Annotated in this window: 23 protein-coding genes and 1 pseudogene; 13 read left to right on the top strand and 11 right to left on the bottom strand. The window is 65.6% G+C overall.

Features of this window, described 5'->3' with window-relative positions:
• The first annotated feature begins 44 nt into the window (after positions 1-44).
• The 6 genes from BVH73_RS05290 (at position 45) to BVH73_RS05315 (ending at position 3,668) form a co-directional block, all read left to right on the top strand.
• Positions 45-449, top strand: a complete 405-nt coding sequence (locus tag BVH73_RS05290; RefSeq protein ID WP_079416740.1) for a YciI family protein — start codon at positions 45-47, stop codon at positions 447-449.
• A 93-nt stretch (positions 450-542) separates the two neighbouring features.
• Positions 543-1,016, top strand: coding sequence for a VOC family protein (locus BVH73_RS05295; protein WP_079416742.1), 474 nt, complete (start codon positions 543-545; stop codon positions 1,014-1,016).
• 135 nt (positions 1,017-1,151) lie between these two features.
• Positions 1,152-1,508 carry a YciI family protein gene (locus tag BVH73_RS05300; RefSeq protein ID WP_079416744.1) on the top strand — a complete coding sequence of 119 codons (357 nt, stop codon included), beginning with the start codon at positions 1,152-1,154 and terminating at the stop codon, positions 1,506-1,508.
• Positions 1,509-1,571: 63 nt separating this feature from the next.
• Positions 1,572-2,201: a dihydrofolate reductase family protein gene (locus BVH73_RS05305; protein ID WP_079416746.1), complete on the top strand. Its 630-nt coding sequence runs from the start codon at positions 1,572-1,574 to the stop codon at positions 2,199-2,201.
• Positions 2,202-2,236: 35 nt separating this feature from the next.
• Complete coding sequence (locus tag BVH73_RS05310) at positions 2,237-3,349, top strand: WD40/YVTN/BNR-like repeat-containing protein (RefSeq protein ID WP_079416748.1); 1,113 nt, start codon at positions 2,237-2,239, stop codon at positions 3,347-3,349.
• 16 nt (positions 3,350-3,365) lie between these two features.
• Positions 3,366-3,668: a MoaD/ThiS family protein gene (locus tag BVH73_RS05315; RefSeq protein WP_079416750.1), complete on the top strand. Its 303-nt coding sequence runs from the start codon at positions 3,366-3,368 to the stop codon at positions 3,666-3,668.
• 153 nt (positions 3,669-3,821) lie between these two features.
• Here BVH73_RS05315 and BVH73_RS05320 read toward each other — a convergent pair whose 3' ends face one another.
• Positions 3,822-4,535, bottom strand: a complete 714-nt coding sequence (locus tag BVH73_RS05320; protein WP_154048426.1) for a hypothetical protein — start codon at positions 4,533-4,535, stop codon at positions 3,822-3,824.
• Positions 4,536-4,601: 66 nt separating this feature from the next.
• A complete protein-coding gene (locus BVH73_RS05325; RefSeq protein WP_154048427.1) occupies positions 4,602-5,819 on the bottom strand; it encodes a hypothetical protein in 1,218 nt (405 codons plus the stop codon).
• A 175-nt stretch (positions 5,820-5,994) separates the two neighbouring features.
• Between BVH73_RS05325 and BVH73_RS05330 the strand changes: the two genes are divergently transcribed.
• Positions 5,995-6,339, top strand: a complete 345-nt coding sequence (locus tag BVH73_RS05330) for a hypothetical protein (protein WP_154048428.1) — start codon at positions 5,995-5,997, stop codon at positions 6,337-6,339.
• 125 nt (positions 6,340-6,464) lie between these two features.
• On the opposite strand, the gene BVH73_RS05335 is transcribed toward BVH73_RS05330, so the two are convergent.
• The 4 genes from BVH73_RS05335 to BVH73_RS05345 all read right to left on the bottom strand — a co-directional run bounded on the left by BVH73_RS05335 (position 6,465) and on the right by BVH73_RS05345 (position 11,635).
• Entirely contained in the window at positions 6,465-8,300 is a 1,836-nt protein-coding gene (locus BVH73_RS05335) for an ATP-binding response regulator (RefSeq protein ID WP_079416756.1), read from the bottom strand.
• On the bottom strand, positions 8,293-8,946 hold the full coding sequence (locus tag BVH73_RS05340; protein ID WP_245800420.1) for a LuxR C-terminal-related transcriptional regulator: 654 nt from the start codon (positions 8,944-8,946) through the stop codon (positions 8,293-8,295). Before BVH73_RS05340 ends, BVH73_RS05335 begins: the two co-directional genes overlap by 8 nt.
• A 215-nt stretch (positions 8,947-9,161) precedes the next feature.
• Positions 9,162-9,815: a hypothetical protein gene (locus BVH73_RS15710; RefSeq protein WP_154048429.1), complete on the bottom strand. Its 654-nt coding sequence runs from the start codon at positions 9,813-9,815 to the stop codon at positions 9,162-9,164.
• Between the two features lie 392 nt (positions 9,816-10,207).
• Entirely contained in the window at positions 10,208-11,635 is a 1,428-nt protein-coding gene (locus BVH73_RS05345; protein WP_079416758.1) for an MFS transporter, read from the bottom strand.
• Between the two features lie 103 nt (positions 11,636-11,738).
• Between BVH73_RS05345 and BVH73_RS05350 the strand changes: the two genes are divergently transcribed.
• From BVH73_RS05350 to BVH73_RS05375, 6 genes and pseudogenes are all read left to right on the top strand, one after another.
• Complete coding sequence (locus BVH73_RS05350; RefSeq protein WP_245800421.1) at positions 11,739-12,683, top strand: LysR family transcriptional regulator; 945 nt, start codon at positions 11,739-11,741, stop codon at positions 12,681-12,683.
• Positions 12,676-13,053 (top strand): annotated as a pseudogene (locus BVH73_RS05355) (VOC family protein). Before BVH73_RS05350 ends, BVH73_RS05355 begins: the two are co-directional and overlap by 8 nt.
• A gap of 102 nt (positions 13,054-13,155) precedes the next feature.
• Positions 13,156-13,521, top strand: a complete 366-nt coding sequence (locus tag BVH73_RS05360) for a hypothetical protein (RefSeq protein ID WP_245800422.1) — start codon at positions 13,156-13,158, stop codon at positions 13,519-13,521.
• Positions 13,522-13,614: 93 nt separating this feature from the next.
• The gene (locus BVH73_RS05365; RefSeq protein WP_245800423.1) at positions 13,615-15,057 is read left to right on the top strand and encodes a TolC family protein; all 1,443 of its coding nucleotides are present in this window, start codon (positions 13,615-13,617) and stop codon (positions 15,055-15,057) included.
• 35 nt (positions 15,058-15,092) lie between these two features.
• A complete protein-coding gene (locus BVH73_RS05370) occupies positions 15,093-16,499 on the top strand; it encodes a multicopper oxidase family protein (RefSeq protein ID WP_079416760.1) in 1,407 nt (468 codons plus the stop codon).
• Positions 16,500-16,563: 64 nt separating this feature from the next.
• Positions 16,564-16,941, top strand: a complete 378-nt coding sequence (locus BVH73_RS05375) for a copper-binding protein (protein WP_079416763.1) — start codon at positions 16,564-16,566, stop codon at positions 16,939-16,941.
• A 151-nt stretch (positions 16,942-17,092) separates the two neighbouring features.
• On the opposite strand, the gene BVH73_RS05380 is transcribed toward BVH73_RS05375, so the two are convergent.
• Genes BVH73_RS05380 through BVH73_RS05400 form a run of 5 tightly spaced genes read right to left on the bottom strand, consistent with a single transcriptional unit; the run spans position 17,093 to position 21,183 of the window.
• Positions 17,093-18,076 (bottom strand): serine/threonine protein kinase, encoded by a 984-nt coding sequence (locus BVH73_RS05380; protein WP_169836756.1) that lies wholly within the window; start codon positions 18,074-18,076, stop codon positions 17,093-17,095.
• Positions 18,077-18,090: 14 nt separating this feature from the next.
• Positions 18,091-18,633, bottom strand: a complete 543-nt coding sequence (locus tag BVH73_RS05385; RefSeq protein ID WP_079416767.1) for a YaeQ family protein — start codon at positions 18,631-18,633, stop codon at positions 18,091-18,093.
• 45 nt (positions 18,634-18,678) lie between these two features.
• Entirely contained in the window at positions 18,679-20,112 is a 1,434-nt protein-coding gene (locus BVH73_RS05390; protein ID WP_079416769.1) for an MDR family MFS transporter, read from the bottom strand.
• A 10-nt stretch (positions 20,113-20,122) separates the two neighbouring features.
• Positions 20,123-20,692, bottom strand: coding sequence for an isochorismatase family protein (locus tag BVH73_RS05395; RefSeq protein ID WP_079416771.1), 570 nt, complete (start codon positions 20,690-20,692; stop codon positions 20,123-20,125).
• Positions 20,693-20,739: 47 nt separating this feature from the next.
• The gene (locus tag BVH73_RS05400; RefSeq protein ID WP_079416773.1) at positions 20,740-21,183 is read right to left on the bottom strand and encodes a MarR family winged helix-turn-helix transcriptional regulator; all 444 of its coding nucleotides are present in this window, start codon (positions 21,181-21,183) and stop codon (positions 20,740-20,742) included.
• Positions 21,184-21,210 lie beyond the last annotated feature (27 nt).

Here is a 21,210-nt window from a genome sequence, read left to right on the forward strand (position 1 = left end):
CGTGCAGATAGCTTGGGCTGTCTTGACGACCCCGGGAGACCTCGATGCGTTACCTTTTCTTCATCCCATCCAGCCCGGCGTGCGAAGCAGAAACCGGCTCGGTGACTGAGCCATGGCTCGACCGGGCGGCGACCATGGCGGTCTTTCACCAGGAACTGGCGCAGGCCGGGGTGCTGCTCGACGCCGGCACACTCAGACCCAGTTGCGACGGCTGGCGCGTGCATTTCGGAGCCCATGGCGGGCGCCACATCGTGAGCGGCCCCTTCCCCGATGCCAGCACGCTCGCTGCGCGCTACATCCTGATTCAGGTTGCCTCGCGTGCGGAAGCCCTTGAATGGTCGCGTCGCCTGCCGAATCTGGCGGCCGACGGTCAGCCCGCTGTGGCCGAGGTCAGGCTTCTCAGAGCGTTCGGCGACCCCGGGTTGCCGTCCCGGCCAGGCACGGCGTAAGGTTGTGACGCTCACACCAATGTCGATTCCAGCCGCCTTCGCGCGTCGTATCGATATCAACCCTTCAAGGGCCACCCCACCGAGGAGATTCTCATGAACCCCAACGTCCCCGCCATTCCGCCCGGCATGCACAGCCTCACGCCCCATCTCGTCTGCCGCAACGCCCCTGCGGCGATGGACTTCTATATCAACGCCTTTGGTGCGCGCGACAGCGGCCGCCTGCTCAGCCCGGACGGCAAGCTCATGCACGGCATGATGTTCATCGGCGACTCGGCGCTGATGCTTGTTGAAGAAAGTCCGCAGTGGGGCATGCAGAGTCCGCTCGGCTTGAACGGCACGCCGGTCATCGTCCACCTCTATGTGGAGGACGTCGACGCCACCATGGCGCAGGCGGTGCAAGCTGGCGCGACCATGGTGCTGCCGGCGGCCGACATGTTCTGGGGCGACCGCTACGGCCAGGTGCGCGACCCGTTCGGCCATCTTTGGTCGGTGGCGACGCATATCCGCGATATGCGCCCGGAAGAGATCATCGCCGCCTCGAAACAAGACTGCGGCAGCTCGAACTGATCGTCCGTGCACGAATGCCGTCAACGCCTAGTGAGCGCCCCCAGTGCCGGGCTGCGCCCAGCCCGCCCCCCGTGGGGGTCAAGGGAACTTGGGGCGGCCGGGCGTTTCCTTGAGAGAACGAACCAGGAGCCTTGAATGCGTTACATGCTGATGATTCTCGAACCGCGCGGTCAGCGCACCACCCGGTCGGAGGACGAAGGCCGCGCGCTGTACGCCGAGATGATCGCCTTCGGCCAGGATCTTGCGGCGCAGGGTCAGCTGGTGGCGACTGAATCGCTGCGTCCGGACAGCCATGCCGTGCGCGTGCAGCGCCGCGGCGACAAGTCCACGCTGACCGACGGCCCGTTCGCCGAAACCCGCGAAATGGTCGGCGGCTTTTTCCTCATCGAATGTCCGAGCCGAGACGAGGCGGTGCGCCTCGCCGAAACCTGCCCGGCCGCCCGTTTCGCCACGGTTGAAGTCCGCGAGTGCGCGCCCTGCTACGTGCCGTGATGCAGACGCGCGGTCGCGTCGGCTCGCGTGCGGCTAGTCCTTCTCTCCCTTCCAAGGAAAAACATGAGCAAAGTCTTCGTCAATATCGGCCTTAGTCTCGACGGCTATCTGGCCCCCGACGGCATGACCATGGCCAATCCAGGGTACAGAAACTGGGGCGTCAAATGGGGAAAGCTGATGGGCTGGCTGCTGAATCAGCAGTCCTTCCGCGAGGCGCATCATTTCGGCACCGGCGGCGAGACCGGCGCGGTGAACGATCTGGTACGCCACACAAGCGAGCGCATCGGCGCCAACATCATGGGCAAACGCATGTTCGACCAGGGCGAGCAGGCTTGGCCGGAAGAGGCCCCGTTTCACACCCCCGTCTACGTCCTGACCAACGAGAAGCGCGAGCCCTGGGTGCGCCCGGGCGGCACGACCTTCCATTTCATCCATGACGGCCCCGAACACGCCCTGGCCTTGGCGCGGGAGGCCGCGGGAGGCCGCGACGTGCGAATCGCGGGCGGGGCCGATGTGATCCAGCAATACCTGAACCTCGGCCTCGTCGATGAACTGGAGATCGCCCTGGCCCCGGTGTTGTTCGGCGGCGGCAGGCGGCTCTTCGACCATCTGAGCGAGCCCTTGCCGCAGTTCCGCATCGACAGGGTTCTCGATAGCCCCGGCGCAACGCATCTGCGCTACGTTCGCCAATGAGCATGGCTTCGGCCAATAGCGCAAGGAGACACAAGATGAATGGCGTCAGGGTTCTCGTCGGCACGCGCAAAGGCGCGTTCATCCTCACCTCTCAAGCCGCGCGGCGCGACTGGCAGGTCGCCGGGCCGTTCTTCGGCGGCTGGGAGGTCTATCACATCGCCGGTTCGCAGGCCCATCCGGACCGGCTCTACGCCTCGCAGTCGTCGGACTGGTTCGGCCAGGTGATCCAGCGCTCCGACGACGGTGGTGCAAGCTGGAACGCCGTCGGCAACGACTTCACCTACAGCGGCGATGCGGGCACGCATCTGTATTACGACGGCACGTCCAAGCCCTGGGCCTTCAAGCGGGTGTGGCATCTCGAGCCCTCTCCGACCGACGCGGATACGGTTTACGCCGGGGTGGAAGATGCCGCGCTGTTCCGCTCCACCGACGGCGGCCAGACGTGGAGCGAACTCCCGGCGCTGCGCGAACAGCAGGGCGCGCAATGGATGCCGGGCGCAGGCGGCCTGTGCCTGCACACCATCCTGCTCGATCCGACGAATCCGCAGCGCATGTACGCGGCGATCTCGGCGGCCGGCGCGTTCCGCAGCGACGACGGCGGCGCCTCGTGGCGGCCGATCAACCGCGGCCTGCACTCGCCGTACATCCCCGACCCGGAGGCCGAGATCGGCCACTGCGTGCACCGCATCGCCATGCACCCGGCTCGGCCCGACACGCTGTTCATGCAGAAGCACTGGGACGTGATGCGCAGCGACGACGCCGGCGGCCACTGGCGCGAAGTGAGCGGCAATCTGCCCAGCGATTTCGGCTTTGCCATGGCGGTGCATGCGCACGACCCGGACACGGTGTATGTGGTGCCGATCCTGAGCGACTCCGAGCACTACCCGCCCGAAGGCAAACTGCGCGTGTACCGCAGCAAGGACGGCGGCGGCGCGTGGGAGGCGCTGACCCACGGCCTGCCGCAGGAGCACTGCTACGTCAACATCCTGCGCGGCGCCATGGCGGTCGATCGCCTGCCCGAGTGCGGCGTGTATTTCGGCACCACTGGCGGCCAGGTCTATGTCTCGGCGGATAGCGGCAACCACTGGCAGGCCATCGTGCGCGACCTGCCGCCCGTGCTCTCGATCTCGGTGCAGACCCTGAGGTGACGGAGGCTTAGCGCTCATGCCCGCGATACGCGTCCAGCTGCCCCACCACCTCTACAGCCTCGCGCGCTGCACGCGAGAACTCGCGCTCGACATTCAGGGGCCCGCCACGCTCGCCGCGGTGCTCGATGCCATCGACGCCGCGCATCCCGACCTCGTCGGCCTCATACGGGACCGCGCCACACGGCAGCGCCGACCGCTGATCCGCTTCTACGCCTGCCAGACCGACCTCTCCAACACCGCGCTGGACGCACCGCTGCCCGACGAAGTCACCCGCGGACGCGAGCCGCTGCTCGTGGTCGGCGCCATTGCGGGCGGCTGAACCTCAACGAGACGCCGCGCCGTTCATCGGCCTGATCTGCGCCGATCGAGACCTTCGCTTGACCGGCCCTGCTTGACCGGCCCTTTCTGGACCAAGAGACGCCGCCTTGCCGATACCGCCCGGCAATGGGGCAGGTCGCTCCCTCCACTGATCTCAGTCTTTCCACTGACGCTCATTGTTGAACGGCCGCCCGGCAAGGCATTTCTTCAGCTCGTCTCGGGCTTTAAGACCATCATGCCATTCGATATTGGCGATCGATTGGCCTTCGTAACTGACCTCGAAACTCCATTGATCTTCCATGCCCCCCATCAGCGCCTCGATGCTCGGCACGGCGAAGACGATCAGCGGCGGCGCGCTGGGGCTCACTTCCATGTAGATCGCATTCAGCGTCACCGGGGCGACATCGCCTTGTTTCAAGGTGACCTTGACCGGCTGCCGGTTCTTTAATTTCGGGAAGGCGTGGTCCTTGCCCAGTGGCGAGAACCCGAGGAGCGCGCCTCGATAATTCCCCCCGGGACCGAACAGGGTGACCATCATGCCGTCGGAAATGCCATCCCCCCTTTCGTGTTTGACGCGCTTGGCGCGCAGGAACGTCGCCGCACAGTACTCGCCCGGCCTGGCTTTCGAATTGGCCTGCATGAACTCCCACCAGCCAGCGATGATTTTCTCGCGGTACCGGATCGCCGCCTCCTTGTTAGACGTCAGGATGTCCCCGGCATCGATCTCCTTCGCATTGGTCTCCATCACGGAGGCGAGCACATCGAAAGATTCCCCCTGGACTTCGGTCTTGGCGTGGCAGGGAACGGTCGCAACCATGAGCGTGGTAGCCAGAATCACTGTTTTCATCATTTTCCAGTTACCTTTCATTTTTCGAAACTGCAGTGACTGGCATGGATGGTCACTGCATCCGGGACCACATGGTGTTGGGTTGTATCAGTGCTTGGGCCTGATGGCGTCGTCGCAAACGAGCCGGATTTCGCGCGACCCCGTTCCCTCGTAGTCGCCACGGACGACGATATCGTCCACCCGCCATTCGCCGCTGGCGTCGGGCCGCACGCTGAATTCGGCGAAGCATTCGGCATAACCGCCCGGGTCCCCGCCGATGACGCCCTGCGCACCGTAAACCGTGACGCCCTGCTGTTCCCACCAGGCGCTGTAGCGCAGGAAGCGCGCGTCGGCGGTCTGGTTGAAATCATCGGGGTTGCCCATGGTCGCGATCACTTCCCGCTCGGGCCGGCCGCCGAACACGGCCATGAGCTTGGCCTCGCGCTTGTTCATCTTCGATCCATCCGGATGCTTGCCGGCATTCTTGGCCACTTCCAGATCGGCCTTCATTTCCGCATTGGTCTTCTTGATGCGCTCCAGAAGACCAGCTCGAATCGATGCGGTGCCGGACTCCAGTTCCTGCTGCTTCCGCTTCAGCTTTTCTATCGCCGCCTGCCTATCGGCTTCGGAAAGCGGCTGGGCCCATTTCCCGCTGGGGTCGGGGCGTTTTCCGGCCAGAACCTTGTCCCACCAGAAGTTCTCCCAGGCGAAGTCCAGAAACTCCGACGGCAGCGTTGCGCCGATCAGCGGCATATCCTCGGGCAAGCCCAGCTTGCCGATGCGCTTGCCGAAGCCGTCGAAATCGAAGGTGTTGCCCTTGATGGCAGCGTGCAAGGCCTTATCGAATTCGATGTCGTTGCAGGCGATCGTCCCGGCCTTCGAAAGCATCGGCGCATTCGACGTTTTCCAGTCGCTGACCGCCACGGGTTCGGTTTTCAGGTCGGAACGCCTTAACTTGTAGCTGCCCGGTCCGATGCGAAAAGTAACGGCATCGCCAGCCCGGCCCTTGGTCTTGTTTTCGGTGATCTTGCGGTTCGTCATGTCCATCGAAAAAGTATTCGAACATTGGAACTGCAGTTTCATACGGACGAACTCCGGCTTGTTCGCGTTTTCGTAGACGGCGGTCACGTCGATCTCGCGGATTTCCGTCGGTCCCATGATCTGGTCTGGCGGGGTTCGATTGGCAATCGTTCTGACATCGGCAAAGTAAGCCACCCGATCATCGACATCGCCTTCATATTGCAGGATCGCGCCAAAGGCAAAAGCCTCTACAGGCAAGAGGAGGGATCCCGCGCACACCATTAAAAGCCGCTGTAGCGTAGACATTGGGTATACCCAAGAATTTTGAACTCCATAACGAACCCCTCGTGTAGGGACTCACTCTTCGGATTATCTGGCGATAGCACCAGCCGGCGCAGCCCTACCGAAGTAGGGTTGAAAGATCGCGGCAGTTTTGGGACATTCCCACTACCCATCAGCAACCCTAAAAAGGAACGCACCCATGAAGAAGACGCTTGTGCTGGCCGCGGTAGCCGGATTCGTTGCCTTGAGCTCGGGCTGCGCTTCATTTGCTGTCAGCAATGAGGCCATCGAGCGAAACACTGCCCAGGCCCTCGGCCTGGCCAAAGGCTCATTCACCATCGCCGATCGCGTCGATGACGGCGTAAAAGCGAGCTACATGGTCAAGACCAACACCGGCAAGCAATTCGCCTGCTACGTCACCGGCTCGGTATCACAGTTCGGGCGCGCCGTGTCCGATGCGATTTGCTCCGAGATCGGCAAGGGCAGCAAGCCTACAGCGGGTGGGTCGTGCAATGCACTGCTGAAGGCGGCGGGCAAGTGCTGAGGCTGGGCGCTTCCGAGCCATCGTGCAAAGATTGATTGCTCATAAAGAGGTCAACGTTGAGACCGCCCTTGAGGCGGTCGCCCCGACAAGTCTTGCGCTCGGTCACCACCCGATTCGGGTCGACCTCAGGAAGGAAAAGGGCATAGGCGCGACCCATCTTGAGACAATAACCAGTGTCCAAGCACGGCCTGCAGTTCCGTTGGCTCCACCGGTTTGCGCAGCACGAGATAGCCTTGCTCTTCAGCCTCCGCCAGTTCCGGGGAATCCAGTTCGCCGCTGATCATGGCTCCGCTCGCATCGGGCAGGCGTTCAAGCAATTCACACAACAGCTCGAAACCGCTCTCGCCCGAGCGCAGCCGCTGGTCGCAGAATACGACATCCGGTTTGAAGCCGGATTTAAGAAGGCGCATCGCCTGTCCACCCGATTCGACGCAGGCGACCTGCAGACCCCAGGTTTGCATCATGGTTTGCCAAGCACTACGTACCAACGGGTCGTCATCGACCACGAGGCAAGCACCCGACCAATGCGGCACCGTCTGGGGCAAGGTCGAGGCGGCCGGTCCAGCGAGGGCGGGATGCCCCACTTCCTTCGCCGCATCGAGACGAAGCCAGAAGCACGAACCCTTGCCCTCGCGGGAGCGGAATCCGTGCGTCGCACCCATCATGGCGCAGCAGCGGGCGACGACGGCCAGCCCCAGTCCGTGGCCGGCACTGTCGATATCCCAGGCATGCTCGTTGCGGAAAAACGGCGAAAAGATCTCGGCGCCGTCGCGCGTTGCGATTCCGATACCGGTGTCCCAGACTTCGCATTGCCAGCCCTCGCCTCGTCGGCGAACGGCCAGCAGAATGCCTCCTTGGCGCGTATAGCGCAGGGCGTTGTGCAGCAGGTTGCTCAGCGACTGGCGCAGTAGCGTCCTGTCGGCGACGGCCATCGCCCCGTCCGCCGGTAGATGGACGCGCAAGACCAGTCCCCGATTGCGCGCCTCCTCGCGGAAGATGGTCGCGACGTTGGCGATCATCTCGGTCAGATCGACGGCTTCGGTCTTGATTTGAACCCGGCCGCTCTCGATCCGGGACAGGTCGAGCAGCGCGTTGAACATCTGCGTGGCCGAACGCACGCTTTCCCGCAGATCGGCTAGGGCGGCGTCGAGCGCCGGGTCGCGATTGCTTCGCAAAATCGACTCGACCAGGAAGCCCATGGCATGCACCGGCTGGCGCAGGTCGTGGCTGGCCGTGGTCAGAAACAGGTTCTTGTCGTACAGGGCCTTTTCCGCCTCTTCCTTGGCCCGGCGGAAGTTCTCGGCCAGTCGCGCGCCTTTTTCCTGCAGCACGATGTTTTGCACGAAGAAGCGATGCGATATGGCTGAGTGCTTGAGCATCGTGCGGATATAGATCAGGGTCAGCGGCATCACGTAATACCAGTAACCCGGAAAGCTGTAAGGCACCAGCAGCGTCACGCCGCCCCAACCCGTCAGGAAAAAGCTGCGGAATACCGATAACACCGGCGATGAATGCACGGAATTGCCAGCGACGATGGCTGCAACAGTCACCAGATAGAGCAGTTGGAATTCGAACGTGGCGTGATGGGCCGTCAGTAACGGAGGAACGGCCATGCTGCTGCCGTAAACCAGTGCCATGCCGTGAATTCGCGGCGACCAGCGGCGCAGGATCGCCTCGGGCTCGCCTTCGGCGCGCTCGAGGTGGTAGCGCCGATACTGCCAGCGAACCACCAGAAGCCCGATGAAATACCAAACCGACCACAGCACGAGCCCGAGTGGATTCTGGCCGAGATGGATATACCAGGCTATGAAGGGTAGGCTGACAACGACCATCGCCCCGAAGCCGTAGTTGATCCGGGCGAAAGCCACGTCGAGCAGCCCCACCCTGCCAGACGGGCTTATATCGTCGTAACCGAGTTCCTTGCCAACGTCGGCCAGCTGCGCTTTGTCTTGATCAGACATCGCTCCGCCTTCCGAGTAGCCGGGCAATCAACTCGACACGACTGCGTGCCCCAAGCCGTTCCAAGATACCGCTCACATGTTCCTTGACGGTTTGTTCGGTCAGCGAAAGCTGTTGCGCAACCCGCTTGTTGGGCAAGCCCTTGAGCATCAGGGCGAGAACCTCTCCTTGGCGCGGCGTCAAGCCGAGCTCGGCGTGGCTCAACGGCAGACCGCGCGCTTCGTTGGCTGCCGGGGCGGCAACCGACGTATCGTCGAACCATGCATCGCCACGCAGTACCGCAGCGACGGCCAGGGCAAAAACAGCCGGATCCGCATGTTTCAGCACAAAACCATCGGCGGCCAAGCGGCGTACCTTGTCACGGATCATGGGATCGCCGTCCCCGCTGATGACCAGCAGTCGAGTGGCTGGATAATCGTCCCGAAACCGTCCCAGCATCGACAGCGCCGTACCCTCCGGCAGCCAAAAATCGATCAGAGCCAGTGTCGGCGCCCCGAATTGGGCGATGTGCATCCAAAGGTCGGCAACCCGGCAAATCGCATCGGTACGCGCAAACTCGCAGTGCGTGCGCAGAAAATCCGCAATGCCGCGCGCGACCAGTGGATGGTCATCGACAACCAGGGCTGAGCGCTCGTTGATCATGATCATCACGACAGATCGTCATATTTGGAAATGTTTTGTTTCTAGAGACGCTTCGTCGCGAGATTATCAAACGATTCATTCGACATACCCCCCTTTCATCGCAGAAATTTTTCCATCCCACCTCGCCAAAAAATCGCCCAGACTGGCTTGGCCTGAGCAGCGGTCGGCTGGGCTGAGGTGGTTTGTCGGCGCACGACCAGCAATGCGCCGACTTCTGGACATCATTTCTTGAAGTAACAGCCATGACCCTGGTTGACCAGATCGGCATGCCCTTCAACATCGGCGACTGTCGGGAAAGCGCTGGGATTCGTATCAGCGAAGAGGCAAAGGATGGTTTCGCCCTTCTTCGCCCATACTGAATAAGCCTGCCCGCTCGGGTAAGTCCAGAGGCCCCAGTTTGCTGCGAGCGTTGATGTGGCTTCCGTTCGAAAAAGGGTCACATCGCCCATGGGCGTTGGCGTATCCAAAGGCGCTCCGGTCCCCGAGCAGTCCGTGGCTGCATAGGTCATGACCCCGCGATCGAACGAGATACTCGCATCTCCTGTCTTCGTGACTCGCATCCACAGGCGATTTCCTGTTCCGCTTGATGCCTGTACGCACAGGCTTTGGAGCCACTCCCCCACCAAGCCATCCACGCCCATCGTTGGCGTCGATGGTGTCGTTGGCGGTTGCCCTGAGCCTGAAGCGCAGGAAACGTTGACATCGGCCACTTCGCCTGTCACCGTACCGCTTCCATTGGTGACGCTACAGGTTTGTCCGTTTGGCTGTGTCTTCACGGTCACCCGATAGTTCGAGCCACCGGGCACAGGAGTCGCAAAACGGAATGATCCGTTTGAACTGATCGACACATCATCGCCGTCGTTTTGTTGCAGCACTACGGCGGCACCAGAGCCAAGGCCCGAGACTGAACCCCCGATCGCGTATGCGCCCGTCCCACCCCCTCCACCTCCTCCTCCACAAGCTGACATCAAAACTGCGACGAATACGCCACCACTCAGACCTTTCACTACCCGATACACGCGCATGGCTCCTCCGTTGATTGCCGCTGTACTTGGCAGAATTCTGGGCCCTGCCTGAAGTTCGGGGAACCCTACCTTCGTCGGGTTACGACCTTGGCAGGGTTGGGGAGTGTTTTGTCCCACTGATACGTGAGCAAAGTCGATGCAGCTTCTCAAGGATCGAGTCTGCGGCGACAGGACATGGCAGCCCTTTGAAGCGACTGCCGCCAAGGATAGATAGAGGAGTCTCGCGTCAATTGTGAAACGGTTCAGTAAGCGCCACGCACCGGAATGGAGTTCCTCGCCACCCGCATCACGCTGAACAGCGCGCCCAGTGCCGCCATGCTGGTGGCCACGATCAGACCCGCCTGAGGCGCATGGGCCCCGGCCGCCAGATGAAACACCAGCGAGCTGGCCACCGCGCCGGCGGTCTGGCCTGAGAGCCGCGCGGTGGCCTGCATGCCGCCGGCCGCCGCGCTGCGTGCACGGGGGGCGGCCAGCAACATGTTGCGGTTGTTCGGCACCTGGAAGAAACCGAAGCCCAGGCCGCACAGCACGGTACTGGCCACGAGGGGCAACAGGCGCTGCTCCTGCGTCATCCAGGCGGCCAGCAGGAGGCCCGCGGCCAGGCAGACGGCGCCGAAGGTGCACAGGGCCGCAGTGGACACGCGATCGGCAAGCCGACCGGCGAGCGGTGCGGCCACCGCGACCGTCAAGGGCCACGGAGTCAAGGCCAGTCCGGTGACCAGGGCGCTTTCGCCAAGGCGGTTCTGGAAGTCGAAAACCAGGGCGACGATGCCGGCGATCTGCGCCCCGAAGCAGCAGATCGAGGCAAGCACCGACAGCCGGAACGCGGGCACACGCAAGAGATCGAGCGGGATGAGCGGTGCCTCGACCCGCCATTCGCGCACGACCAGCGCGACGAACGCCGCAGCTGCCACCGCCATCAGCACGACGCCCTGAGCGGGCGCGGCCGCAAGCCGGTCGACCCCGAGCACGAGCGTGGCGAAGCCCAGGGCGTTCAAACCCATGCTGGGCAGATCGAGGGGGCGCTGCGTGGGCGTGCCCTGCGGCAGTCGCCTCAGCGCCAGCAGCGTGACCAGGCCGACGGGAAGGTTGACGGCAAACAGCCAGCGCCAGTCGGCCAGCGAAAGAATCACGGCGCCGAGGGTGGGCCCGGCCGCCGAGGACAGGGCCACGGTCAACGCGCTCCAGCCGATGGCTCGGCCCAGCATGCGCTGAGGCACTATGGCCCGCAGGAGAGCCGCGTTGAGCGCCATGATGCAGGCGCCACCCAGGCCCTGGATGAAGCGCGCGGTCACCAGCCAGTCGAAGCTCGGCGCCATGACGCACAAGGCTGAAGCCAGGGTGAACAGCGCCACACCGCCTCCATATAGCGCGCGGTGTCCGACCTTGTCGCCAATGGCCGCGCAGGGAAACAGGGCCATCACCAGGGCCATCTGGTACGCCGTGACCACCCAGATCGCCTGCGAGGCGCTGACCCGCAACTCGGTGGAGATGGTGGGCAGGGCAACATTGACGATGGTGCCGTCGAGCACGACCAGCACCGTCGCGAGAAGCACGCCGACCAGGGCCCAGAGCTGCCCCGGTTCGAGGGAGTCGCTGGCGCCAGTCTGTGCTTGAGGCGCTGCGTCGCTGCGAGGCCGCGTCGGTTTGGGGGAAGAAGAAGGTTGCATGAAAGGTCTGGGGATGCCGCTGAGATGCAGAGCACTCTATCAGTCGGGAATCCATGGCGGAAGGCGCAACGCCTGCAAGTTATAGTTGCATGAAACGCCATAGATGCGCGACCTGCCGCCCGCCCCGATGGACCTCAACCTGCTCCCCGTGCTCGATGCGCTGCTGAGTGAATGCAGCGTGACGGCGGCCGCGCGGCGGCTAAACCTCAGCCCCTCGGCCATGAGTCGGGCACTCACACGCCTGCGCACGCTCACGGGCGACCCCCTGCTGGTGCGGGCCGGGCGCGGTCTGGTGCTCACACCCCATGGCGAACGGCTGCGCGCCCAGGTACCCGGGCTGGCCCGCCAGATCGAGGGCCTGCTCAGACCCGCGCCGCACACGCTCGATCTGGCTCGACTCGACCGCGCTTTCACGCTGCGCGCCAACGACGGGTTCATCGACGTGTTCGGCGGCCCGCTCGCCGCGGCCCTGGCGCTGCGGGCGCCGCAGGCGCGGGTGCGCTTCATGCTCAAGGCCGACAAGGAGGCGCACCATCTGCGCGAAGGTGTCGCCGATCTGGAGATCGGCGTGATGGGCCGCGACGCCGGGCCCGAGGTGCGGGTCCAGGCGCTCTTTCGCGACCGCTTCGTCGGCGTGGTGCGCACCGGCCATCCGCTGTTGGCGGGTCCGGTCACGCCGCAGCGCTATGTGGCCTTTGGCCATGTCGTAGCCTCGCGGCGCGGACGGGCGCAAGGGCCCGTCGATGCGGCGCTTGCCAGCCTCGGTCTGCAGCGCAACATCCAGGTGATGGTGCCCGGTTTCCTCGCGGCGCTGGGCATCGCGCGCGATTCGGATCTGGTCGCGCTGGTGCCGAAGTCGTTTCTGCGCGGGTCGACGGGGGTTGGCGCCCAGGCCATCGCTGGCGTGCAGACCTTCGCCCTCCCCGTGGAAACCCCGGCCATCACCATCTCGCAGATGTGGCATCCAAGCCAGGACGCCGATCCCGCCCATCGCTGGCTGCGCGCGCTGACCCGCGAGATCTGCCATCAGGAGCCGCTCCATGATTGATCACCTCGCCCCCCGCCCTCACCACAGCGCGCCCGCAGGCCTGCATCGACTTCTACACCCGGGTGCTTGGCCTGCAGCTGGAACGTTTCATCGGCGGCACGCCGCCCGTCGAACGCCTCGCCTTTCGCTTTGGCCACCAGAAAATCAACGTGCATGTGCAGGGCGCGGAGTTCGAGCCGAAGGCGCACCTGCCCGTGCCCGGCGCGCTGGACCTGTGCTTCCTGGCCTCGGTTCCGCTGGAGACGGTGATCGAGCGGCTGGACCAGGCGGGCTGGCCCATCGTCGAAGGCCCGGGGCGACGCAGCCGATCCGCTCGGTCTATGCGCGCGACCCCGACTTCAATCTCATCAAGCTTGCCGAGGCGGCATGAACCCGGCTCTTACCCTGCAGCAGCATCCCGCCAGACAGCCCGACTCGCTCGCACGCCGTGCGAATAGGCCCATGCACTGCGCTTCGGCCGACGCGCCCTAAAATGCTCCGCATGTTCTCCGTGCTGCGTCCCGTTCTGATTCTTCTGCTCGTGCTGCTGCCCTTGCGCGGCTGGGCGCAGGCGAACATGACGGTGGCCGATTGCCACGAGCCGGTGGCCACAGCGGAGCGGGTTCAAGCGCCGCAGCACGACGACTCGATGTCGATGGACGCCTGCCACACCCCGACGGACGGCGAATGTACCGGCTCCGGCCACCTCCATTGTGTCATTTGCCAACTCGCCGTTGGCCAACCCGCCACCTTCGTGCTGCGGCTGACCCAAGCCGTGCCGCACGCCTGCCCGCTGGCCACCCATCTCGCCTGGCACGACGCAGACCCGCACCTTCTCCAGCGCCCTCCCAGAGCCTGACCCTCGTTTGAAGCCCTGATGCAGCGCTCCCGCAAGGGCGGCGCTGTTGTGTGCATGGCCGCGTCTCGGCGCGGCTCGAATGAGGAATGTCCCGTGAACATCGTTTTCAAGACCCGGCGGCGCTGGCGTCTGGCACCGCTCGCGCCGCTGGCCGCTGCGCTGCTCGCCGCCTGCGCCCCGCTGCAAACCCGGCAATCGTTGCAGGCCACCAATGCCCTCGTCCAACCCCACACCGGCCAGCCGGTGCAACTGCTGCGCGACGCCGCCGAGCAGCAGCAAGCGCAAACGCAGATCGACGCGCTGCTACGCCAGCCGCTGTCGGCCGATGACGCCGTGCGCGTGGCGCTGCTCGGCAGCCCGGCGCTGCAGGCGCTGATCGCGCAGGCGCAGGCCGACTCAGCTGCGTCCACCCAGAGCGCGCGGCTAAGTAATCCGCAATTCAGCTTCGAGCGCCTGCTCATTGGCGGCGGCGGGGTGGAAATCACCCGCAGCCTGAGCATCGGCCTGCTCGATCTGCTCACCCTGCCCGTCCGCTCGCGGCTGGACGACGCCCGCCAGCAGCGGCTGCGCCTGAACCTGGCGCGCGAGGTGCTGCGCACTGCGGCACAGGCACGCATGGCCTGGCTGCGCGCCGTCGCGGCGCAGCAAGCCGCCGCCTACGACCGCGACGTGGTGGACGCCGCGCAAGCCACCGCCACGCTGGCCGCGCGCATGCAGGCCGCAGGCAACTTCACCAAGCTCGACGCCGCGCGCCAGGGCCTGTTCGCCGCCGACAGCCAGTTGCGCCTGCAGCGTGCCGCGCTGGCCGCCGCACAAAGCCACGAAGCATTGGTGCGCGTGCTGGGCCTGAGCGCCGCGCAAGCCATCGCGCTTTCCCTCCCCGCGCAACTGCCCGCTGCGCCGCCGCAGCCTCCCGCCGCCAGCGCCGCGCCGCTGCAGGCCGCGCTGACCCAGCGACTCGACGTGCAGCTCGCCCGCGCCGACCTCGACGAGCAGGCGCAGGCCGCCGGGCTGGCGCGCAACACCAGCGTGATCGAGCATGTGGAGCTGGGCGGGGTGCGCAAGACCTATAGCGACGCACCGCCGCAAAACGGCTTCGACCTCAGCCTGCCGCTGCCGCTGTTCAACTTTGGCGACGCCACCCGCAGCGCTGCTGCCGACCGCGTGCTAGCCGCCCGCGCCCGCGCCCTGGCCACCGCACAGGAAGCCGCCTCGCAACTGCGCGAAGCCGACGCCCTGCGCCGCAGCGCCTGGCAGCAGCAGCACTTGAGCCGCACCCAAGTGCTGCCGCTGGCGCAGACCGTGCTCGACGAAAGCCAGCTTCGCTACAACGGCATGCTCATCGGCACCTTCGAGCTGGTCGCCACGGCTCAGACCCAGGCGCAGGTCGTGCGTGCCGCGATTGCTGCGCAGCGCGACTACTGGCTGGCCGACGCCGCCTGGCAAGCCGCGCAACTCGGTGTGGGTGCGGGCAGCTCTACGCCAACGCCCGACGGCAGCGCCACGGCCTCCACTCCTTCCGCCGCCGGCCATTGAGCGCCGCCCCGTACGGAATATTCCAAGGACACCCTATGAACACCCGCCGCAACTTCCTCGCCGCCGCCGGTCTACTCGCCGCCGGTACGGCCAGCCGCAACGCCCTGGCCACCGCCCCCGAGCCGCACCACCACACCAGCGCCGACACCGCGCCGCTGCTGCACCCCGGCGCTGGCCGCCCCTACAACCCCGTCATCACCTTGAACGGCTGGAGCCTGCCTTTCCGCATGAAAGGCGGGGTGAAGGAATTCCACCTCGTCGCCGAGCCGGTGCTGCGCGAAATCTCGCCCGGCATGACCGCCAAGCTGTGGGGCTACAACGGCTCCAGCCCCGGCCCCACCATCGAAGCGGTGGAAGGTGACCGCGTGCGCATCTTCGTCACCAACAAACTGCCCGAACACACCACGGTGCACTGGCACGGCATCGTGCTTCCCAACGGCATGGACGGCGTGGGCGGCCTCACCCAGCCGCAAATCAAGCCCGGGCAGACCTACGTCTACGAGTTCGTGCTGCACCAGAGCGGTACCTTCATGTACCACCCCCACGCCGACGAAATGGTGCAGATGGCCATGGGTGCGATGGGCCTGTTCATCGTCCACCCGAAGAACCCGCGCCAGCACGCCGCCGACCGCGACTACGCCTTCCTCATCAACGCCTACGACATCGACCCTGGGGCAAGCAGGCCCAAGGTCAACACCATGCTCGATTTCAACCTCTGGACCTGGAACAGCCGCGCCTTCCCCGGCATCGCTCCGCTGGTGGCCCAGACCGGCGAGCGCGTACGCATCCGCTTCGGCAACCTCACCATGACCAACCATCCCATCCACCTGCACGGCCATGTGTTCGAGGTGGTCGGCACCGATGGCGGCTGGGTGCCCAAGGCCGCGCGCTGGCCCGAAGTGACGGTGGACGTGGCCGTCGGGCAGATGCGCGCCATCGAGTTCATCGCCGACAACCCCGGCGACTGGGCCTTCCACTGCCACAAGGCGCACCACACCATGAACGCCATGGGCCACGCCGTGCCCACCATGATCGGCGTACAGCAGGACGACCTCACCCCCGCGCTGCAAAAGCTGCTGCCCGACTACATGGCCATGGGCTCAAGCGGCATGGCCGAAATGAGCGAAATGGACATGCCCCTGCCCGACAACACCCTGCCGATGATGACCGGCCGCGGCCCCTACGGCTCGGTGGAAATGGGCGGCATGTTCAGTGTGCTCAAGGTGCGCGACCGACTCCCCGACGCCCGCCCCGAACAACTCGCCTGGGCCGGGCTCGATGCCTTCGGCTGGGCCAGTCACCCAGCCGGCACCCAGACTCAGGCCGTCGAGTTGCCCGCCGACCTGCCCGCCCCGTGCGACCCGCGGGCGCCAAAGCCGGATGCAGCCGCTACGACGCAGACCCTGCAGGTGCAGAAGCCGATGCATCAGCACGGCCACTGAACCGCTGCGTTCCAGCCACTCCCCGTTTCCTTTTCAACTCTCTTTCAACCCACAGGAGCCTCTGATGAACACCCTTCACCAACCCCTCGCCGCCCTTGCTCTCAGCCTCGCCCTCGCCGCCCCGGCCTTCGCCGCCGACAGCCATGCCGACCACGATCACTCCACCGCGTCGGGCATGGCGCAGCACATGCAAATGATGCAAAGCCATCAGGCGGCAAGCGGCACTCATCAATCGCAAGGTCTGGTGCGCAAGATCGATCTGGCCAACGGCAAGATCACCCTGCGCCACGGCGCCACGGCCGACATGGGCGCGATGACCATGAACTACCGCGTGAAAGACCCGGCGCTGTTCGACGGGCTCAAGGTCGGCGACACGGTGTTGTTCAGCGCCGAGAAAATCGACGGTGCCTACACCGTCACCAGCCTGTCGCGCAAACCTTGAGAGCCTGTGAACATTTCAGCCATGCCCGCCTTGCACGCCAAAACGTCCCCGCGAATTCAAGCAAAGGCTCGCCATAGCCCGCGCTATAGGTGAATTGACGCGCCTTTCGGACAGGCCCGAAAAATTCACAAACTCTGACGACCGCCGACGCTCAAATGCGCGGCGGTTCCTGCATCAACGCGACTTGCTCGCGCAGTTCGAGAATGCGGTCCTGCCAGTAACGCATGCTGCCGAACCAGGGAAACGCTGCGGGAAACGCGGGGTCGGTCCAGCGGCTGGCGATCCAGGCGCTGTGATGCAGCAGGCGCAGGGTGCGCAGGGCTTCGACAAGGTGCTTCTCGCGATCATCGAACTCGCGGAACATCTCGTAGCCGCGTAGCAGCGCGGCGAACTGGCGTCGCATGTCGGCCTCGTCGCCGGAGAGCAGCATCCACAGATCCTGAATCGCAGGCCCGCTGCGGCTGTCGTCGAAGTCGACGAAGTGCGGACCGCCGTCGGTCCAGAGCAGATTGCCCGGGTGGCAATCGCCATGCAGCCGGATCAGCGCCACCTCCCCGGCCCGCGCATAGGCCTGGCGCACGGCGTCGAGCGCCTGATCGACGATGGCAATCCAGGCGTCTCGCAGATCCGGGGGCAGCCATTCGCCGTCGAGCAGGAAGGTGCGCGACGCCACGCCGAAGGTCTGCACATCCAGCGTGGGGCGGGCCTGGTAGACACGCGCGGCGCCGACGGCATGGAGCCTGCCGAGATAGCGACCCAGCCATTCCAGCGTCTGCTCCTGCTCGATCTCGGGGGTGCGCCCGCCCTGGCGCGCGAACAGGGCCAGGCGGTGCCCGACGACGGCATGAAGGGTGCGGTCGCCCAAGAGCATGGGCGGCACGACCGGCACCTCGCGCTCGGCGAGTTCCAGGGTGAAGGCGTGCTCTTCCAGAATGGCCGCATCGCTCCAGCGGCCCGGGCGGTAGAACTTGGCGATGCGCTGGCTGCCGTCTTCCAGCCCCACCTGAAAAACCCGGTTCTCGTAACTGTTGAGCTGCAGCAGCGTGCCGTCGCAGCGCAGGCCCAGGCTGTCGATGGCGTCGAGCACGCCGTCGGGGCTGAGGTCGGCGTAGGTGGATGGGGCGGGGGCGTTCACGCTGGCGGCCTCGTTCACGCGGCGGTTTGCAGCGGTTCGAGTTCGATCGCCACGCTGGCGGCGGCGCTGCTGAGCGACACCGCGCCATCCTGCACCAGACACTGCAGTTGCATGGTGCGCTCGGTGAGACCGGCCATCGCCTGGCTGGTCTCGGGCGGCAGCCGCAGCACGCTCAGGTTCTTCAGCCGGGCGAGCTTGCCCGCGTTCTGCTTCCACCACACCGGGCAGCTGCTGGCATGGCAGACCACGACGACCTGCTCCGCGCGCCCGCAGGCTTTGCGCACACGGCTTTCATCGGGTTGGCCGATGTCGATCCACAGCTTGATCGCGCCGGTCAGGTCCTTCACCCAGATGTCGGGTTCGTCCACGTCGAACAGGCCCTTGGTCAGGGCGATGCCCTCCTGCGCGTACAGCGCATAGAGCAGCACCCGCACCATCATGCGCTCTTCGGTCTCGGAGGGGTGGCAGGCCAGGGTCAGGGCATGGTCGGCGTAGTAATGCCGGTCCATGTCGGCCACCTGCAGGTCGGCTTTGTAAATCGTCGCTTTCAACGCCATGACGTGAATCACTCAAGAGGTAAACCCGGCATTGTGCGCTGCCCCTCACTCGTTCCGCCGGGGCGTCGCCGCATGCCCGCTCACGATGGCGCCATCGCCGACCTGCAGGCGAACGAAAGCCGGCAAGGCGAGCACGGGCAGGACTGCCAGCAGCACGAAAGTGAGGTGAAAGGTCTGCAGCGTCGGCACGGCATGATGGGGCGTGAGCAGGCCCAGCCAGGCGGCCCCCATGGACACGCCGAAGCTCACGGTGAGTTGCTGCAGCAGCCCGCCGAGACTGGTGGCCCGGCTCAGGCGCGGCGCGGAGATGTCGGCATAGGCCAGGGTGTTGGAGGTCATGAACTGGGTCGATCGCACCAGTCCGTAAAACACGATGGCCGCGGCGATCCAGGAGTGGGCGGTGTCGGGTCCGATGAGCGCGAAACTCGACAGCGTGGCGGTGCAGGCCAGGGCGCTGATCAGCAGCAGCTTGCGAAACCCCAGGCGCCGCAACGCTCCGCCCACGAACACCCGAACGACCGGCGAGGCCACGGCCGACAGAAAGGTGAGCGCACCGGATTGCACCGGGCTCATCCCCAGTCCGAGCTGCAGCATGAGCGGCAGCAAATAGACCGGCCCGTTCATCGCAACGCGGCACAAACCGCCGCCGAGCGTGGCAATGCCGAAGGCGCGTTCGCGCAGCAGGCTCAGATCGACAGCCGGGTGCTCCCGTGAGCGGCTGTGCCGCGAAAACAGGGCCAGCAGCGCCACCGCACCGAGCACCAGCGCGGCCAGGAAGGCTCCGGGCAGGTGGGCGGCGCCCTCCATGGTGAATTGCAGCAGACCGACGGCCAGGCCGAACAGCACGAAGCCGCGCAGATCGAAGGTCGGCGGCGGCGCGGTTTCATCCTCCTGGAGGTAACGCGCGGCCAGCACCATGCCCAGCAGCCCGAAGGGCAGGTTGACGTAGAAAATCCAGCGCCACGACAGCGAGGTCGTGAGATAGCCGCCAAGTAAGGGCCCGATGACCGGGCCGATGATCGCGGGCAGGGTTGCATAGGTCATGGCACGAACCAGCTGCGAACGCGGAAAGCTGCGCAGCAGGATGAGGCGGCCGACCGGCGTCATCATCGCCCCGCCCAGACCCTGCAGCACCCGCATGGCCACGAGCATCGGAAAGCTGTCGGCCACGCCGCACAGCACCGAACCGGCGGTGAACAGACCGAGCGCGGCGACGAACACGCGGCGGCCACCGAAGCGGTCGGCGCACCAGCCGCTGAGCGGGATGAAGACCGCCAGGGTCAGCACATAGGCGCTCACCGCCAGGCTCATCTGCACCACGCTCGCCTGCAGCGAGCGCGCCATGTCGGGAATCGCGGTGGTGACGATGGTGGCGTCGAGCTGCTCCATCAGGAAGGCGATCGCCACGATGATCGCCACCAGGGGCCGCCCCTGCACAGGCGTCTCGTCGGGCGTGGAAGAAGAGGGCGCGGCGCGCACGCGTGGCGGCTCAGACGGGTTCGGGTTCGGCGCGCAGCAGGGCGATGATGGATTGCGTGCGGTCGGTCTCGCCCAGGCGGGGGAAGATGTGCGCGATGCTGTTGTCGTGGGCCTGGGCGTGGCGGTCGGTCATGGCGTCGACCGCAAGCGTGACGTTGAAGCCCAGCTCATAGGCCTGGCGCGCGGTGGATTCGACGCCGATGCTGGTCGCCACACCGGCGAGCACGACCTGGGTCACCTGGGCCGCGCGCAACTGCTTTTCGAGATCGGTGTGGGCGAAAGCGCCCCAGGTGCGCTTGGTCACACGCAGATCGGTGGGCTGAACCCCCAGCTCCGGCAGCAGCGCGGCCCAGTCGGCCGGCAAGGCGCCGGAGCGTCCGGGCTGCTCGGTTCGCCCTGGGGCGAAGCCGTTCACGTTGACGAACACGACCGGCAGCCCCCGGGCCCGAAAGGCCTCGGCAAGCTGTCTGGACTGGCGAACCACGTCCGTCATGGGGTGGGCGGCGGGCATCGCGGCGATGCCGTGCTGCAGGTCGATGACGACGAGGGCGGTGCGGGGATCGAGACAGGTGGCGGGCATGGGAGGCATCCTTCGAGGTATGGGGGGGGTGACGCGCAAAGGCGGTGTCAGCCTTCGCTCAGTTGGCGGATCAGGGGAATGGCGGCCACCAGCGCCGAGCGCTCCTGAGGTGACAGCCGTGTCATCGCCGCCAGCAGCCAGGCGCGTTTGGCCAGACCGCGCTGACGGCGTTCGTCGAGGCCGTGGGGAGTGAGCGCAAACAGAATCTGCCGGCCGTCGGTTGGATGGGGACGGCGTTCGACCAGACCCTCCTGCTCCAGACTGGCGAGCACGGCCCCCATGGATTGCGGCTTCATGGAATCGGCCCGCGCCAGATCGGCCGTGGTCATCGCGCCCTGCTGCTCCAGCCGCGCGAGCGCACTGAGCTGCGAAAGCGATAGCGCATTGGGATTGCCTTGCGCGCGCAGACGCCGCACCAGCTGGCCGACGGCCAGGGTCAGGTCGTCGACGGTGGCGTCGAGATCGGGCGGGGGGACGGGAGGTGAATCCATGGCGTAAATGTAAATCTAAAATGGAAA

The organism is Thiomonas intermedia, from assembly GCF_002028405.1.
In the GTDB taxonomy this organism is placed as follows: domain Bacteria; phylum Pseudomonadota; class Gammaproteobacteria; order Burkholderiales; family Burkholderiaceae_C; genus Thiomonas; species Thiomonas intermedia.

Coding starts and splice junctions, on each gene's coding strand:
- BVH73_RS05335 (WP_079416756.1), bottom strand. CDS start 8,300: ATGTCTGATCAAGACAAAGCGCAGCTGGCCGACGTTGGCAAGGAACTC.
- BVH73_RS05400 (WP_079416773.1), bottom strand. CDS start 21,183: ATGGATTCACCTCCCGTCCCCCCGCCCGATCTCGACGCCACCGTCGAC.
- BVH73_RS05300 (WP_079416744.1), top strand. CDS start 1,152: ATGCGTTACATGCTGATGATTCTCGAACCGCGCGGTCAGCGCACCACC.
- BVH73_RS05320 (WP_154048426.1), bottom strand. CDS start 4,535: ATGAAAGGTAACTGGAAAATGATGAAAACAGTGATTCTGGCTACCACG.
- BVH73_RS05350 (WP_245800421.1), top strand. CDS start 11,739: ATGCGCGACCTGCCGCCCGCCCCGATGGACCTCAACCTGCTCCCCGTG.
- BVH73_RS05360 (WP_245800422.1), top strand. CDS start 13,156: ATGCTCCGCATGTTCTCCGTGCTGCGTCCCGTTCTGATTCTTCTGCTC.
- BVH73_RS05305 (WP_079416746.1), top strand. CDS start 1,572: ATGAGCAAAGTCTTCGTCAATATCGGCCTTAGTCTCGACGGCTATCTG.
- BVH73_RS05315 (WP_079416750.1), top strand. CDS start 3,366: ATGCCCGCGATACGCGTCCAGCTGCCCCACCACCTCTACAGCCTCGCG.
- BVH73_RS05290 (WP_079416740.1), top strand. CDS start 45: ATGCGTTACCTTTTCTTCATCCCATCCAGCCCGGCGTGCGAAGCAGAA.
- BVH73_RS05395 (WP_079416771.1), bottom strand. CDS start 20,692: ATGCCCGCCACCTGTCTCGATCCCCGCACCGCCCTCGTCGTCATCGAC.
- BVH73_RS05325 (WP_154048427.1), bottom strand. CDS start 5,819: ATGTCTACGCTACAGCGGCTTTTAATGGTGTGCGCGGGATCCCTCCTC.
- BVH73_RS05370 (WP_079416760.1), top strand. CDS start 15,093: ATGAACACCCGCCGCAACTTCCTCGCCGCCGCCGGTCTACTCGCCGCC.
- BVH73_RS05340 (WP_245800420.1), bottom strand. CDS start 8,946: ATGATCATGATCAACGAGCGCTCAGCCCTGGTTGTCGATGACCATCCA.
- BVH73_RS05345 (WP_079416758.1), bottom strand. CDS start 11,635: ATGCAACCTTCTTCTTCCCCCAAACCGACGCGGCCTCGCAGCGACGCA.
- BVH73_RS05330 (WP_154048428.1), top strand. CDS start 5,995: ATGAAGAAGACGCTTGTGCTGGCCGCGGTAGCCGGATTCGTTGCCTTG.
- BVH73_RS05375 (WP_079416763.1), top strand. CDS start 16,564: ATGAACACCCTTCACCAACCCCTCGCCGCCCTTGCTCTCAGCCTCGCC.
- BVH73_RS05295 (WP_079416742.1), top strand. CDS start 543: ATGAACCCCAACGTCCCCGCCATTCCGCCCGGCATGCACAGCCTCACG.
- BVH73_RS05385 (WP_079416767.1), bottom strand. CDS start 18,633: ATGGCGTTGAAAGCGACGATTTACAAAGCCGACCTGCAGGTGGCCGAC.
- BVH73_RS05310 (WP_079416748.1), top strand. CDS start 2,237: ATGAATGGCGTCAGGGTTCTCGTCGGCACGCGCAAAGGCGCGTTCATC.